Origin of the sequence: Bradyrhizobium cajani, from assembly GCF_009759665.1 — a bacterium.
GTDB lineage: Bacteria > Pseudomonadota > Alphaproteobacteria > Rhizobiales > Xanthobacteraceae > Bradyrhizobium > Bradyrhizobium cajani.
The window spans coordinates 248,606-262,356 of sequence record NZ_WQNE01000002.1; the positions used below are offsets into that span (position 1 = coordinate 248,606).

Here is a 13,751-nt window from a genome sequence, read left to right on the forward strand (position 1 = left end):
CGGGATCGCCCCTTCGCTGGACGACGTTGGACTTTGGCTAGGCAGACTGCCTACCAGCTCGGCAGCACCGCGCCCTTGAACTTGGTCAGGACGAACTCCTTGACCTCCGGCGTGTGGTAGCTGTCCACGAGGGTCTTGACCCAGGGCTTGTCCTTATCGGCGGCGCGAACGGCGATCAGGTTGACATAGGGGCCCTTCGGGTCTTCGCGCAGGATCGGGTCCTTGACCGGATCGAGGCCCGCCTGGGTTGCATAATTGGTGTTGATCGCGGCGGCGTCGACATCGTCGAGCGCGCGCGGCGCCTGCGCCGCGTCGACCTCGATGAATTTCAGCTTCTTGGGATTCTCGGTGATGTCGAGCACCGTCGGCTTGAAGCCGACACCGTCCTTCAGCTTGATCACGCCCTTGTCGCGCAGGAGCAGCAGCACGCGGCCGCCATTGGTCGGATCGTTCGGGATCGAGACCTTGCCGCCTTCCGGAATATCGGCGAAAGCCTTGTGCTTCTTCGAATAGACGCCGATCGGAAAATTCACGGTCAGTCCGACGGCTTCGATCTTGTAGCCGCGGTCGGCCTTCTGGTTGTCCAGATAAGGCTGGTTCTGGAACGAATTGGCCTGGATCTCGCCGGCGTCGAGCGCGGCGTTCGGCACCACGTAATCGGAGAACTCGATGAGCTGGATGTCGAGGCCCTGCTTGGCGGCGATCGGCTTCACCGCTTCCAGGATCTGCGCGTGCGGCCCCGGCGTCACGCCGATCTTGATGGTCTCGGCTGAAGCTGCGGCCGACCAGGCGGCGAGCACGGTTGAGAGGATCAGGGCGGAACGAAACGACATCGTGGTCTCCGTAGGTCTTTGGCAATGCTGGAACCGTATTCGCTTCTCCGCCGGGCGAAATCAATGAAATGGAAATCCATATTGACTGCCTGTTGCGGGCGCACGTTCTCCATTCGGCGCCAAACGGAAAACGAATTTCACGGCGGCGACAACACCATCCGCAAGCGTAGCCAGCATCCATTGATGCCGGTCTACTCCGAGCGCCACGTCGCCGGCGACAGCATGATCAGGACGCAGATCGCGGCATAGGCGGCAAGCGACACCGTCACCATCGTGGCAAGTCCCGCCATGCCTGCGCCGAAGCTCGCCACCGCGATCCAGCCGCCGCCGGCCGCGATCATGATGCGCGCGACGGACGAGACCAGCGGTCCCATGGCGCGGCCCGTGCCTTGGGCGGCGAAGGACGTGACGAAGCCGAAGCCGAGCGCGGCGTAGGCCGGCGCGACGATGCGCAGATAGGTCATGCCCTCGCTGACCACCTCGGCATCGTGGCTGAACAGGTTGAGCCACGCCGTCGGAAAAATGGCGACCAGCGCGCCGATCGTGCCGGTCATGATCATGCCGACGACACCGCTGATCCAGCCGATCCTGCGTGCGCGCGCCGTCTGGCCCGCGCCCATGTTGACGCCGACCATGGTGAGTGTCGCCGTGCTGATGCCGAACAAGAGCGGGATCATGATGTAGTCGAGCCGCGAGGCGATGCCGTAGCCGGCGAGCGCCGAAGTGCCGAACAGGCCGACCGCGCCGGTCACGAGGATGACGGTGAGGTTGGTCAGCACCGCGTTGAACGCGGTGGGGATGCCGACCTTCAGCATGTCGCCGAAGATTCTCGCGCGCAATGGCACGATGTGCAGCCTCAGCCCGGACGCGCCGGAGCACATGTAACGCAGCAGGAACAGCATCGCCGCGCTGTAATAGAGGCCGAAGGCGACACCGGCGCCGCCGATGCCGAGCCGCGGGATCGGGCCCAAGCCGAAGATCAGCGCCGGCGATACCGGGATGGTCACGATGGCGCCGACCAGCGTCACCAGCGCGGGCACCTTGACATTGCCGGAGCCACGCAGCGCCGCCGCCTGGAGGTTGACGATCCATACCGGGATCGCACCGGCGAACAGATAATTGGAATAGGTGATCGCCGCCGCGAGCGCGCCGCCCTGGCCGCCGAGGATCCGATAGAGCCAGGGCCCGCCGAGGATCACGCCGAGCGTGAACGCGCCGCCGGCGAGGATGGCGAGCATGACGGCATGAAACAGCGCCGCCTCCGCGTCATCGCGGCGGCCAGCGCCGACCGCACGCGCCACCGAGGACGCGACGCCAGAGCCGAACCCGCCATTCGACATCATGGTCATCAGCATAAAGATCGGGAACACCAGCGCAGCGCCCGCCAGCGCATCGGTGCCGAGGAAGCCGACATAATAGGCCTCCGCGATGTTGACGGCGGTCTGCGCCACCAGCACGGTCACGGTCGGCAGCGCCAGCCTGAGCAGTGTCGGCAGAATCGGCGCGGTCAGGAGCGCGGCACGCCTTTGCTCGGCCGCGCCTGGGACGGCGGGCGCCGCCTGGTGCAGCGGAGCCGCGGCGCGGGCCGCGATCTGCGCGGCGGGCAAGGCCGGTACGGCGGCATCCTCGACTGACATGCGATCGATCCTGTGATCCCGGAGGGCCACCACCGATCGGCCGCCCATTGCATTATGCTCATAATGTAATATTATGATCGTAATGCAATAGCCCGGGTCTCACGATTTTGTGGCCGGGGCGGAAAGCCAGGTCGCAGGAGGCGGAATTGGCGCGCTACGACAAGGGACACCGAGATACGACACGCCGGCACATCCTCGACATCGCCTCGACGCAATTCCGTGAGAGCGGCATCGCTGCGGTGGGGCTCGCCGCCATCATGTCGGAGGCGGGCCTCACCAATGGCGCCTTCTACACGCATTTCTCCTCCAAGGAGGATCTGGTGCGCGCCGTGCTGCTGGACGCGCTGGAGCGGCGCGAACAGCGGCACAAGGACAATCTCGAGAACGGCGTCGCGCTCGAGACCACGATCCGCGACTACCTCTCCCCGCGCCATCGCGACCGCGCGGCAACGGGCTGCCCGACCGCAGCCCTCGCCGCCGAGATCGCCCGGCATCCGAAGGCGACGCGCGATGCCTTCACCGGAAAGATCTCCGACATCATCGCATTGATGGCGGCGCAGATGCCGCAAGGTTCGGCCGCGGAGCGGCGGCGCCGTGCGATCTCGGTCTACGCCACCATGGTCGGCGCGCTGCAATTGTCGCGCGCGGTGAACGACACGCAATTGTCCGAGGAGATCCTGGCGGACGCGGCGAAGGCGGCAATGCACCTTGCCGGGGAGCCGTGATACGGGCGACGGCACGCGCCATCGCGGATGTTCATGCCGACAAAGCCCTCCGCCAGAACGGCGCGGGAGACCTTGTCGAGGGCGACACCCGGATTGACTGACGGAAAACCGCGAGGTCGCGCTGAAGTGGGGCTTTACCCACATGGGCCGTTTTGCTGCATTGTACCGCTCCGCCTTTGGCCTGTACCCTTCCGATACGGTCCGGCAGGCGCGAGGCCCGATATCCTGAGTTCGAGCGCGGTAAGCAGCCGGCGACGACTTTATCTTGAGGTGGAGGTCATCCGATGAACGAAGACGAAATCCGCAAGGCCATCGCGGAGGTGAAGCAAGGCACGCTGTCGCGACGCTCGTTCATCCGGACCATGGCTGCGATCGGGATCGCAGCGCCTGCCGCGAGCCAGATCCTGGCCTGGAACGACGTGGCGATGGCGGACGCCACGCTGCCCTACAAGCCGACCAAGGCCGGCGGCGGCGGCCCGCTCAAGATCCTGCTCTGGCAGGCCCCCACCCTGCTCAATCCGCACTTCGCGCTCGGCACCAAGGATCAGATCGCCACGCGCATCTTCTTCGAACCGCTCGCCGGCTGGGACAAGGAAGGCAATCTCATCCCCTGCCTCGCCGCCGAGGTTCCGACCAAGGCGAACGGCGGCCTCGCGGCGGACGGCATGAGCGTGACCTGGAAGCTGAAACAGGGCGTGAAGTGGCATGACGGCAAGCCCTTCACTGCCGACGACGTCGTCTTCACCTGGCAATACGCTGCCGATCTTGCGACCGCGGCCTACACCACCGGGTCGTACAAGGACCTCAAGGTCGAGAAGATCGACGACCACACCGTCAAGCTGCTCTTCAAGAGCCCGACGCCGTTCTGGGCCGACCCCTTCGTCGGCTCGGTCGGCCAGATCCTGCCAAAGCATCATTTCGGCGATTATGTCGGCGCCAAGTCGCGCGAGGCACCTGGCAATCTGAAGCCGGTCGGCACCGGCCCGTACAAATTCGTCGAGTTCAAGCCGGGCGACATGATCCGCGCCGAGCGCAACCCCGACTATCACGTCAAGAACCAGCCGCATTTCGACACGCTCGAGGTCAAGGGCGGCGGCGACGCGGTCTCCGCGGCCCGCGCCGTACTCCAGACCGGCGAATACGACTATGCCTGGAATCTGCTGGTGGAGGAGGAGGTCCTCAAGCGCATGGAGGCCAGCGGCAAAGGCAAGGTCGATGTCACGCCCTCCGGCAACGTCGAGTTCATCATCCTCAACACGACGGACCCCTGGACCGAGGTCGACGGCGAGCGCTCCAGCGTCAAGACCAAGCACCCGACGCTGTCCGACCCGGCCGTTCGCCGGGCGATCAACCTCCTGATCGACCGCGAGTCGATCCAGAAGTTCATCTACGGCCGCGGCGGCATCGCGACGGCGAGCTTCGTCAACCAGCCCCCGCAGTTCAAGTCGAGCAAGCTGAAATACGAGTTCGACGTCGACAAGGCGAACAAGATCCTCGACGAGGCCGGCTGGAAGAAGGGCGGGGACGGCATCCGCGAGAAGGACGGCAAGAAGCTCAAATTTGTCTTCCAGACCTCGACCAACGCCCCGCGCCAGAAGACGCAGGCCATCATCAAGCAGGCCTGCCAGAAGGCCGGCATCGAGATCGAGCTCAAGTCGGTCACCGCATCGGTGTACTTCTCCTCTGACGTCGGCAACCCCGACACCTACTCGAAATTCTATGCCGACATGGAGATGTACAACACGACGCAGCCGCAGCCCGATCCGGAGCGGTTCCTGAACCAGTGCGTGTCGTGGGAGATCGCCAACAAGGACAACAAGTGGCTGGGCCGCAACATTTCGCGCTGGTCCGATCCCGAGGTCGACAAGGCCTACAAGGCCGCGCAGAACGAGCTCGATCCGGTCAAGCGCGCCGCGCTGCTGATCAAGGTCGACGAGACCTTCTGCGAGGCCAACGTGTTCCTGCCGCTGCTCTCGCGCAACATCGTCGGCGGCGGCGCCAACAGCCTCATGGCCGACATCTCCGGGTGGGACGTCACGACGTGGAATCTGGCGAGCTGGTATCGGATCTGAGGGGAATCCAGTACACCGCAGCCTCTCGGTTCAATCACAACCGCCTGTGGATACCGGATCGCCCGCCCCAGTGCGCAAGTGCGCACAAGGCGGGCGATGACAGCGAGTGGGCGGCTGCAGACACACCTTCGCATCCTCGCGACTTTGCGCGAATTCGAACGTGCCGCGCGCCGTTCGCCTGCGCGATGTGGAATAGGAGTAGGCAAAAGTCATCAAGCTTCCCCGCAGCGAAGCATGATCAGTTTCGCAAATGCTCGCCCCTTTCGACATCACTTTTGCAGTGTGTGATTCAGGTCACAGCAGAATCAGGTGTCTCCGCCTAGAAAGAATGGGCATGGCCGCAAACAAGGTAACGGCGGTACGCACGAGGCTGGAGAGCCGATCAACAGCTACGGACTTCTTGAAGCCGCCAGGGTGAAGCACTCGGCGGCTCTTTCTTTATCGCCCTGCGAGTCACAGCGTGTCCGGCGTCCGCGTCGGGTTCGACTTGTCCTCGTTGCGCAGCTCCTGCTCGGCCGCGCGCCAAAACTCCTCCTCGCGGCCTTCCGGCTTGCCGGCTTGCTCCCAGAGTCGGTGGGCGCGTTCTCTGATGTCCTGCTCGGTCGGCTCAGGCATTGCATCTCCTGCTGTGAAGCACGGCCCCATCCTGGGGGGTATGGGGGGCTTGGAGACGGGGCCGTGCAGACCAGCCATCGGCGGCGATGCTGGCCCGCGGAATCAAGCCGCGGTCATGCGCAAGAGTTCCTGTCGTCGGCAATTTGGCGCGCCATCCAGACCAGGACAACGAACGGTCATACGCAGCAGGTCGGAAATGCGGAACGCGACCGGACAATGTCAGCACGGCTAACAAATTTCGCGTTCTCGATGGCGATGGTCTGACACTCTGTCAGCAGCATCGCTGACGGTATCGGCCGACGCAATCGTGGACAGTTGGGATTCCCGAAAGCGCGTTGGCGGCATCCCGGGGGATTCCCAGTCCTCGATCAGGCAATCACCCGATGCCCCGGGTTCGGTCAGGGGCGCATCGTTGCCGCGCAAGTTCATGTCGAGGTCAGACATGCGAACGATACCACTGTTTGGTACCCTGTGCGCGTTCGCCATTGCCTGCGCCGCGATTACGCCGGCGCGTGCCGAGGCATTCCGGGTCGGCCGGCTCCTGTGCGCGACCAGCCCAAGGATCGGCTTCCTCGCCGGATCGACGCAATCGTTGCGCTGCACGTTTTACCGGAGAGGGGCGTCTCGACATTACATCTACGAAGGCCGGATCAGGCGCATCGGCTTCGATCTCGGCGTCACCGGAAGCGGCGTCCTGTCCTGGGCCGTCTTCGCCAGAAACTCACAAATCCGCCCGGGGACCATGCGCGGGACCTATGTCGGGGCCAGCGGCAATATCGCGTTGGGCCCGGGCCTCGGCGCCAACGTCCTGATCGGAGGATCTCGCCGAAGCGTCGCCCTGCAGCCCCTTTCCATCGAGCGCGCGGTTGGGATCAATCTGGCGGCGACGGTGACCCATCTGACGTTGCGGTGACGCGGGCAGCGAGCGCCGCTTCGATGGGACGCTTTGAAGTGGTTGCAAATTTCAGGGGCTGCGAGTGCCGCAGGCTCCTATGGTTCGGATACCCCAGACGAGACGGAGTTCTGTCATGCTCTACCTCGATATTCCCACCACTGCGGACTTGAAGTCGCTCATCTCCCACCGCGATGACATCTGCCTTTCGATCTATCTGCGAACCTCGCCGGTGACGCAGGAGACCGCAGGCGATCGGATCGAACTGAAGAATCTCGCGAAGCAAGGCATCCAGCAGCTCGAAGCCGCGGGCGTCGACAAGCGCCACGTCGCTGCATTGGCCGAACATCTGGACGATCTCATCGACGATGACGAGTTCTGGCGATTTCAGGCACGTAGCCTCGCGGTGCTGGCGACGCCCGACAACATCCTGACGTTTCGCCTTCCCAACGCGCTGGAGCCGGTCGTCGAGGTGTCCGACCGCTTCTTTCTGAAACCGCTGCTGCGGGCCGTTACGTTTCCCCACACCTGTTATGTGCTGGCGCTGTCGGAAGGAACAGTCCGCGTGATCGAGGTTCCCTCCGATCTGCCCGCGACGCCCGTCAGGGTCGAAGGCATGCCGAAGGATGCGGCCAGTGCGGTGGGGCGCTCGACGCTGAACGATCGTTCTCCGAGCGGCCGCATCCAGGGCACCGAAGGGCAGAAAGTCAGGCTGCGCCAGTTCGCACGACAGGTGGACAGCTCGCTGCGCGCACTGCTTGCCGGCACCGATATTCCCCTGGTGCTGGCGGCGCTCCAGCCTCTCGCCTCGATCTATCGATCCGTAAATACCTATGCTCGCCTGGCACCGACAGGGATCGACGGCAGTCCCGATTCACTGACCGATGCCGAACTTGCGGCGCGTGCCCGCTCAGTGCTCGATAGTCTCTATCGTGACGAGATCGCGGCCTTCGCCAAACGCTTCGATCTCCGCGAGAACCAGGGGCGCGCGACCACCGATATCGCCCAGGCGGCTCGCGCAGCTACCTATGGTGCGGTTGAAACGCTGCTGGTGGACATTGATGAGGTCGTACCCGGAAAGGTGTCCGAGGTGGATGGCAGAGTGACGTTCGCCGACAAAGGGGGCGCCGGCACCTACGGCGTGGTCGACGAAATCGCGGGGCGGGTCCTGCACGCGGGCGGCCACGTTCTCGGTGTTCGCAAGACCGACATCCCAGGAGGCAAGTCACTCGCTGCCGTGTTGCGCTATCCCCTGTAGGCCGCGCGACAACCATTCCATCAGGTCATTTCCGACATGAAACAGAGGGAAACCCTGATTGACGCATCCGGGGGCGGCGCCCCTAATGCAGGGAGCGGTGCTCACGCAAGTCCACTCGTGCACCTGCTGTTCCGCAAGAGCAGACAAGGCTCGGGAGGATCACATGCAGCTCACTCCGAGAGAGTTCGACAAGCTGCTTGTCTACATGCTGGCCGACGTTGCGCTCAAGCGAAGGGCCAAAGGGCTCAAGCTCAATTATCCGGAAGCCGTCGCCGTCATATCGGCGGTCGCCCTTGATGGCGCACGTGCCGGGAAGACAATCGAAGACGTTACCAATGAGGCGCGTACCGTCCTGACGAAAGCCGATGTGATGGATGGAGTCGCCGATCTCATTCCGATGGTGCAGATCGAGGCGGTGTTCACCGACGGCAGCCGCCTGGTCACGGTGCATACGCCAATCCAGTGAGTGCGTCATAGGAGGTTGACATGGCTGGACCAAAAGCGGGCCCCGCTGTTGCCGCCGACATCGACCCGGCGACGGCTGACGTGCCGGTCGGCGGTTACGTGTGCAGTCCGGCAGCGATCACATTCGATGCCGATCGCCCGGTGACGACGCTCAAGGTCCGCAATACCGGAGACCGGCCGGTGCAAGTGGGGTCGCACTTCCACTTCTTCGAGGTCAATCCTGCGCTGGAATTCGATCGCGCTTCGGCCTTCGGGCTGCACCTGAACATTCCGTCCTCCACGGCAACGCGGTTTGAACCCGGCGACGAACGCGAGGTTCAACTCGTGCCCTATGGCGGCAAGCGCGCCGTCTATGGCTTCAACAATCTCGTCGATGGTCCCACCGCCGGTGGGGACGCCGCCGCGGTCAAATCCAAGGCGGTGGCACAGGCGGCGCAGCGAGGTTTTCGCTCGTCATAAACGAAGGCGTGCAACGCAGGTCTGAGGGTCACCATGGCTACCATCTCTCGGCAGGAATATGTCGGCCTCTTCGGCCCGACGACGGGTGATCGCATCCGCCTCGGCGATACGGGCCTGTTCGTCGAGATCGAGCGCGACCTGCGCGGCGGCTACGGCGATGAAATCGTCTTCGGCGGCGGCAAGAGCATGCGCGAGGGCATGGGCATCGACAATCAGCTGACGCGGGCGGCTGGCGCTCCCGACCTCGTCATCACCAACGTGACCGTGATCGACGCGGTGCTGGGTGTGGTGAAGGCGGATGTGGGCATCAGGGATGGCCGCATCTGTGCGATCGGCAAGGCCGGCAACCCGCAGACAATGGATCGGGTAACGCCCGGCCTGGAGGTCGGCCTCGCCACCGACGCCATCTCGGGCTCGCATCTGATCCTGACGGCCGCCGGGATCGACACGCACATTCATTTCATTTCTCCGCAGCAGGCGGAGGCGGCGCTCTCCAATGGCACCACGACGTTGATCGGCGGCGGCACGGGCCCTTCGGACGGCTCCAACGCGACGACGGTGACGTCGGGTCCCGGGAACATCAAGATGATGTTGCGCGCATTCGAGAACTGGCCAATCAACGTCGGCATTCTCGGCAAGGGGCACGGACACGGCAAGGCGGCTCTGATCGAGCAGATCGAGGCCGGCGCGGTTGGCGTGAAGTGCCACGAGGATTGGGGCACCACCCCGGCGGTGCTTCGGTCCGCGCTCACCGTCGCCGACGAGACGGACACCCAGGTGTGCATCCATACCGACACGTTGAACGAATCCGGTTTCGTCGATGATTCGATCGCGGCGTTCGAGGGCAGGACGGTTCATTCGTTCCATACCGAAGGGTCCGGCGGTGGTCATGCACCGGATATCATCAAGATCGCCGGCCTTCCCAACGTCCTGCCGTCTTCGACCAACCCCACGCTCCCCTACGGCATCAATTCGCAGGCCGAGCTCTATGACATGATCATGGTGTGCCACCACCTCAGCCCCGACATCCCGTCGGATGTCGCATTCACCGAGAGCCGCATCCGCGCCGAAACCATCGCCGCGGAAAACGTGCTTCAGGACCTCGGCGTCATCTCGATGTTCTCGAGCGATTCGCAGGCCATGGGACGCATCGGGGAATGCTGGCTGCGTTGCATCCAGACCGCCGATGCGATGAAGACCGGGCGCGGCAAGCTGCCGGAGGACGCGGCGGGCAACGACAATTTCCGGGTGCTGCGTTACGTCGCCAAGATCACGATCAACCCGGCGATCGCGCACGGCCTTGCCGACGTGCTGGGCTCGGTCGAGGTCGGCAAGATCGCCGACCTCGTGCTGTGGGAGCCCGGGTTCTTCGGCGCAAAGCCCAAGATCGTCATCAAGAATGGCTTCATCAGCTGGGCCGTGATGGGCGATCCGAACGCGTCGCTGCCGACGCCGCAGCCCACCTATTATCGGCCCATGTTCGGTGCCTACGGCGATGCGCTGGCGGCCAACTGTATCACGTTCGTCTCCGGCGCCGCGCATGCCGCCGGGATCAAGGAGCAGCTGGGGCTCCGCCGGCAGGTGATGCCGGTGAGAAACGTGCGCAGGATCGGCAAGCGCGACATGATCCGAAATACCGGCACGCCCAACATTGAAGTGAGCCCGGAGACCTTCGCAGTGACCGTCGACGGAAAGCACGCGACCGTGCCGCCCCTGAAGACGATCTCGCTGAACCAGAAATATTTCTTCAGCTGAGGAGTGCACGGTGATCCTCATCAAGACCGTTCTGGGCAATATCGACGAGCCTGCATGGGCCGCGCGTCTTGCCACCGCCAGTATCGACCTGATGGAAATCGACCAATGGGAAGCGCAGAAGAGCCGCTTCCGCAAGACGACCGCGAACGGGGCAGAGCTTGCCGTTTCGGTCGACCGCGGCACGCACATCCGCGACGGCGACGTGCTGGTCTGGGATGCGCAGGGTCTCGCGGCGATCGTCGTACGCATCGAGCTGCGTGACGTGATGATCGTGCATCTGGATGGCCTGGCGAGGCTCGCTCCCGACGTCGCCATGCGCACCTGCGTCGAACTGGGCCACGCGATGGGAAATCAGCATTGGCCGGCGCTGGTCAAGGACAACGTCGTCTATGTTCCGCTCACCGTCGATCGCAAGGTCATGACGTCCGTGATGAATACCTACCGTTTCGAGGTGATTCGTTACGAGTTCGTGCCCGGTCGCGAGGTTGTTCCTTACCTGGCTCCACATGAATCACGCCGGCTCTTCGGTGGCGCCGAAGGCCCGGTGCACTCCCATACACATGAGGACTACGCCGGTATCGACGAGACTGGACGTGCATACGGACACCCGCCGTTGCATGTCCACGCCCATTCGGGAGCCGGCTCCCACGAACACACATCGCCGGCCATGACCGGTTCCGCGCATGATCATCGAGAATGACGCCGACAACGCATCCAGAACCGCCGCCCTGCTCGCGCGGGCCCTGCAGTTTGGCGATTCGATGTTCCCGATCGGCGCATTCTCGTTTTCGTCCGGCCTGGAATCCGCCATTCAGAAAAGCGTCGTCATCGATGCGGCGACGCTCGGCGCGTTCACGCGCACCGCGGTCGAGCAGGCGGCGCGCGGCGACGGCATCGCGCTGATCGCCGCACATCGCGCGGCAGCTGCCGGCGACCTCGATGCTCTCACGCGCGTGGATTCGCAGGTCTATGCGCGCAAGCTTTCGGACGAGGCCCGGGCGATGTCGGTCCGCATGGGCAAGAAGTTCACCGAGATGGGTGTGGAGGTGGTCGGCGCACCGCTGCTTCATGCCTGGCGCCACCGCATTGAAACGTCCGTTACCCCCGGTTGCTATCCCGTGGCACTGGCAGTCAATTTCGCCGCGCAGGGCCTGCCCGCCCGCCAGGCATTCGTCGTGCACCAGTACGGTGTTGCGGCAACGATCCTCGGGGCAGCCTTGCGGCTGATGAAGGTCAGCCACGTCGAGACACAGAAGATTCTGTACGTGCTCTCCGGGCAATCGGACGGGATGTACGCGACGGCCGCCGCGGCACGGTTGTCGGACATGGCAGGCTTTGCGCCGCTCACGGAAATCCTGGCCGCCGTCCACACGCGCGCGCATGTGCGCCTGTTCATGAGTTGACGTGAATGGAGCTCCTTGAATGTCGAAGAATATCACGCGCATCGGCATCGGCGGCCCGGTCGGGTCGGGCAAAACCGCGATCGTGGAAGCCATCACACCGCGTTTGCTCGATCTGGGCATCAAGGTGCTCATCATCACCAATGACGTCGTAACGACCGAAGACGCCAAGCACGTTCAGCGAACCCTCAAGGGCGTTCTGCTCCAGGAACGCATCATCGGCGTCGAGACCGGGGCCTGCCCTCATACCGCGGTGCGCGAAGACCCCAGCATGAACCTCGCCGCAGTCGAGGATATGGAGCGGCGGTTTCCGGACAGCGATGTCGTGCTGATCGAAAGCGGAGGCGACAACCTGACGCTGACCTTCTCGCCGGCTCTGGTCGACTATTTCATCTATGTGATCGATGTCGCCGCCGGCGACAAGATTCCCCGCAAGAACGGACCCGGGATCACGCATTCCGACATCCTCGTCATCAACAAGACCGATCTTGCACCCCATGTCGGGGCCAGTCTTGACGTGATGAAGCAGGATTCGAGGATGATGCGCGGCAGCAAGCCGTTCCTCTTCACGAACTGCAAGACCGGGGAAGGCATTCCGCAGTTGGTCGCCCTGATCGAGCGCGAGTTTCTGTTCGACATCAATCCACGGGCCCGATCAGCATGATACCGGCGGCCTTCCCTCCCTGGGCCCGCGCCGAATCGCTCGGCGCCTCGATGCCGGAGTTCGCCTCCTTCCAGGATGAGCCGCTGCAGATGAGGAGTGGCTCTGTCGGCAAGACGGGCTTCCTGCGTCTGGGCTTCGAGCGCCGCTCTCTCCGGACGATCCTGGCGACGCTGGAGCGCCGCGCGCCCTACATGGTGCAGCGCGCGCTGCATTGTGACGAGGAAATGCCCGGCCTCGCCTGCGTGTTCCTCATCACCACCACGGGCTGCGTACTGCAGGGAGACAGGCTCGCTCTGGACGTCGCCCTCGGTCCGTGCGCGCAGGCGCATCTCACCTCGCAGTCGGCAACCAAGATTCACGCGATGGATGCCAACTACGCGGCGCAAAGCCAGACGATTACGCTTGCCGACGACGCATATCTGGAATTTCTTCCCGATCCGGTGATCCCGCACCGGCACGCGCGGTTTCTCAGTGACACACAGATCTCCGTTGCTCCGTCGGCGACCCTCCTCCTTTCGGAAATCATCCAGCCGGGCCGCAAGCACCATCATCCAGACGAGTGCTTCGGTGCGACCGTGCTGTCGCTATCAACGTCGGCTGTGCGGCCCGATGGTCGGGCCCTGTTCGCGGAGAGGCTGGTGGTCGAGCCGCGGCGATATGCAATGCGGCAGACCGGCGCGATGGACTCCTTCGACGTGTTCGCCAACGTGATCCTGTGCGCTCCCAAGGACAAGGCCGAGCGCATCCACGAGCGCGTGGGGGCCGATGTGAATTTCGCGGATGGCGTGGCGTTCGGCGCCTGTCGTCTGCCCAACGATGCCGGCCTGATCTTCAAGGTGTTGGGCCGCGAAACCGCGCAGGTGAAGGCCAAGGTTCGCGAGTTCTGGGAGATCGTTCGCAGGGAGATCATCGGCGCCGCGTTACCTCCGCGCTATCTATGGCGCTAAAGCGCGATGAGATGAGGATGAATCATCAT

The 13,751-nt window shown here is 63.9% G+C and carries 14 protein-coding genes and 1 pseudogene; 12 read left to right on the plus strand and 3 right to left on the minus strand.

The window, feature by feature from the left end; genetic code table 11:
* Nucleotides 1-50: 50 nt before the first annotated feature.
* Both GPL20_RS03890 and GPL20_RS03895 read right to left on the minus strand, forming a co-directional pair.
* A complete protein-coding gene (locus GPL20_RS03890) occupies nt 51-833 on the minus strand; it encodes a MetQ/NlpA family ABC transporter substrate-binding protein (RefSeq protein WP_157327873.1) in 783 nt (260 codons plus the stop codon).
* Nucleotides 834-1,024: 191 nt separating this feature from the next.
* On the minus strand, nt 1,025-2,470 hold the full coding sequence (locus GPL20_RS03895; RefSeq protein WP_157327875.1) for an MATE family efflux transporter: 1,446 nt from the start codon (nt 2,468-2,470) through the stop codon (nt 1,025-1,027).
* Nucleotides 2,471-2,616: 146 nt separating this feature from the next.
* Here GPL20_RS03895 and GPL20_RS03900 point away from each other — a divergent pair, with 146 nt between their 5' ends.
* The 3 genes and pseudogenes from GPL20_RS03900 (at nt 2,617) to GPL20_RS03910 (ending at nt 5,267) form a co-directional block, all read left to right on the plus strand.
* Nucleotides 2,617-3,195, plus strand: coding sequence for a TetR family transcriptional regulator (locus GPL20_RS03900; protein WP_157327877.1), 579 nt, complete (start codon nt 2,617-2,619; stop codon nt 3,193-3,195).
* A 112-nt stretch (nt 3,196-3,307) separates the two neighbouring features.
* Nucleotides 3,308-3,424 (plus strand): annotated as a pseudogene (locus GPL20_RS03905) (helix-turn-helix domain-containing protein); the annotation flags it as partial.
* A gap of 55 nt (nt 3,425-3,479) precedes the next feature.
* Nucleotides 3,480-5,267, plus strand: a complete 1,788-nt coding sequence (locus tag GPL20_RS03910; RefSeq protein WP_157327879.1) for a peptide ABC transporter substrate-binding protein — start codon at nt 3,480-3,482, stop codon at nt 5,265-5,267.
* A 453-nt stretch (nt 5,268-5,720) separates the two neighbouring features.
* On the opposite strand, the gene GPL20_RS03915 is transcribed toward GPL20_RS03910, so the two are convergent.
* Nucleotides 5,721-5,882 (minus strand): DUF2934 domain-containing protein, encoded by a 162-nt coding sequence (locus GPL20_RS03915; RefSeq protein WP_157327881.1) that lies wholly within the window; start codon nt 5,880-5,882, stop codon nt 5,721-5,723.
* A 412-nt stretch (nt 5,883-6,294) separates the two neighbouring features.
* Here GPL20_RS03915 and GPL20_RS03920 point away from each other — a divergent pair, with 412 nt between their 5' ends.
* From GPL20_RS03920 to GPL20_RS03960, 9 genes are all read left to right on the plus strand, one after another.
* Complete coding sequence (locus tag GPL20_RS03920) at nt 6,295-6,795, plus strand: DUF992 domain-containing protein (protein ID WP_309143235.1); 501 nt, start codon at nt 6,295-6,297, stop codon at nt 6,793-6,795.
* Nucleotides 6,796-6,910: 115 nt separating this feature from the next.
* A complete protein-coding gene (locus GPL20_RS03925; RefSeq protein ID WP_157327883.1) occupies nt 6,911-8,032 on the plus strand; it encodes a baeRF11 domain-containing protein in 1,122 nt (373 codons plus the stop codon).
* Nucleotides 8,033-8,195: 163 nt separating this feature from the next.
* Nucleotides 8,196-8,498 (plus strand): urease subunit gamma, encoded by a 303-nt coding sequence (locus GPL20_RS03930; protein ID WP_157327885.1) that lies wholly within the window; start codon nt 8,196-8,198, stop codon nt 8,496-8,498.
* Between the two features lie 20 nt (nt 8,499-8,518).
* The gene (locus GPL20_RS03935) at nt 8,519-8,956 is read left to right on the plus strand and encodes an urease subunit beta (protein ID WP_157327887.1); all 438 of its coding nucleotides are present in this window, start codon (nt 8,519-8,521) and stop codon (nt 8,954-8,956) included.
* 33 nt (nt 8,957-8,989) lie between these two features.
* A complete protein-coding gene (locus tag GPL20_RS03940) occupies nt 8,990-10,711 on the plus strand; it encodes an urease subunit alpha (RefSeq protein ID WP_157327890.1) in 1,722 nt (573 codons plus the stop codon).
* Between the two features lie 10 nt (nt 10,712-10,721).
* Nucleotides 10,722-11,411, plus strand: a complete 690-nt coding sequence (locus GPL20_RS03945) for an urease accessory protein UreE (RefSeq protein ID WP_254125847.1) — start codon at nt 10,722-10,724, stop codon at nt 11,409-11,411.
* Nucleotides 11,395-12,114 carry an urease accessory protein UreF gene (locus GPL20_RS03950; RefSeq protein WP_157327892.1) on the plus strand — a complete coding sequence of 240 codons (720 nt, stop codon included), beginning with the start codon at nt 11,395-11,397 and terminating at the stop codon, nt 12,112-12,114. The genes GPL20_RS03945 and GPL20_RS03950 overlap by 17 nt, the downstream gene beginning before the upstream one ends.
* Nucleotides 12,115-12,133: 19 nt before the next feature.
* Nucleotides 12,134-12,775 (plus strand): urease accessory protein UreG, encoded by a 642-nt coding sequence (gene ureG / locus GPL20_RS03955; RefSeq protein ID WP_157327894.1) that lies wholly within the window; start codon nt 12,134-12,136, stop codon nt 12,773-12,775.
* The gene (locus GPL20_RS03960; RefSeq protein WP_157327896.1) at nt 12,772-13,722 is read left to right on the plus strand and encodes an urease accessory protein UreD; all 951 of its coding nucleotides are present in this window, start codon (nt 12,772-12,774) and stop codon (nt 13,720-13,722) included. Before ureG ends, GPL20_RS03960 begins: the two co-directional genes overlap by 4 nt.
* Nucleotides 13,723-13,751: the final 29 nt, after the last annotated feature.

Excerpts from the sequence above, each read along its gene's own strand:
- GPL20_RS03935 (WP_157327887.1), top strand. The coding sequence starts at position 8,519 with ATGGCTGGACCAAAAGCGGGCCCCGCTGTTGCCGCCGACATCGACCCG.
- ureG (WP_157327894.1), top strand. The coding sequence starts at position 12,134 with ATGTCGAAGAATATCACGCGCATCGGCATCGGCGGCCCGGTCGGGTCG.
- GPL20_RS03890 (WP_157327873.1), bottom strand. The coding sequence starts at position 833 with ATGTCGTTTCGTTCCGCCCTGATCCTCTCAACCGTGCTCGCCGCCTGG.
- GPL20_RS03930 (WP_157327885.1), top strand. The coding sequence starts at position 8,196 with ATGCAGCTCACTCCGAGAGAGTTCGACAAGCTGCTTGTCTACATGCTG.
- GPL20_RS03910 (WP_157327879.1), top strand. The coding sequence starts at position 3,480 with ATGAACGAAGACGAAATCCGCAAGGCCATCGCGGAGGTGAAGCAAGGC.
- GPL20_RS03940 (WP_157327890.1), top strand. The coding sequence starts at position 8,990 with ATGGCTACCATCTCTCGGCAGGAATATGTCGGCCTCTTCGGCCCGACG.
- GPL20_RS03950 (WP_157327892.1), top strand. The coding sequence starts at position 11,395 with ATGATCATCGAGAATGACGCCGACAACGCATCCAGAACCGCCGCCCTG.
- GPL20_RS03895 (WP_157327875.1), bottom strand. The coding sequence starts at position 2,470 with ATGTCAGTCGAGGATGCCGCCGTACCGGCCTTGCCCGCCGCGCAGATC.
- GPL20_RS03925 (WP_157327883.1), top strand. The coding sequence starts at position 6,911 with ATGCTCTACCTCGATATTCCCACCACTGCGGACTTGAAGTCGCTCATC.
- GPL20_RS03960 (WP_157327896.1), top strand. The coding sequence starts at position 12,772 with ATGATACCGGCGGCCTTCCCTCCCTGGGCCCGCGCCGAATCGCTCGGC.
- GPL20_RS03915 (WP_157327881.1), bottom strand. The coding sequence starts at position 5,882 with ATGCCTGAGCCGACCGAGCAGGACATCAGAGAACGCGCCCACCGACTC.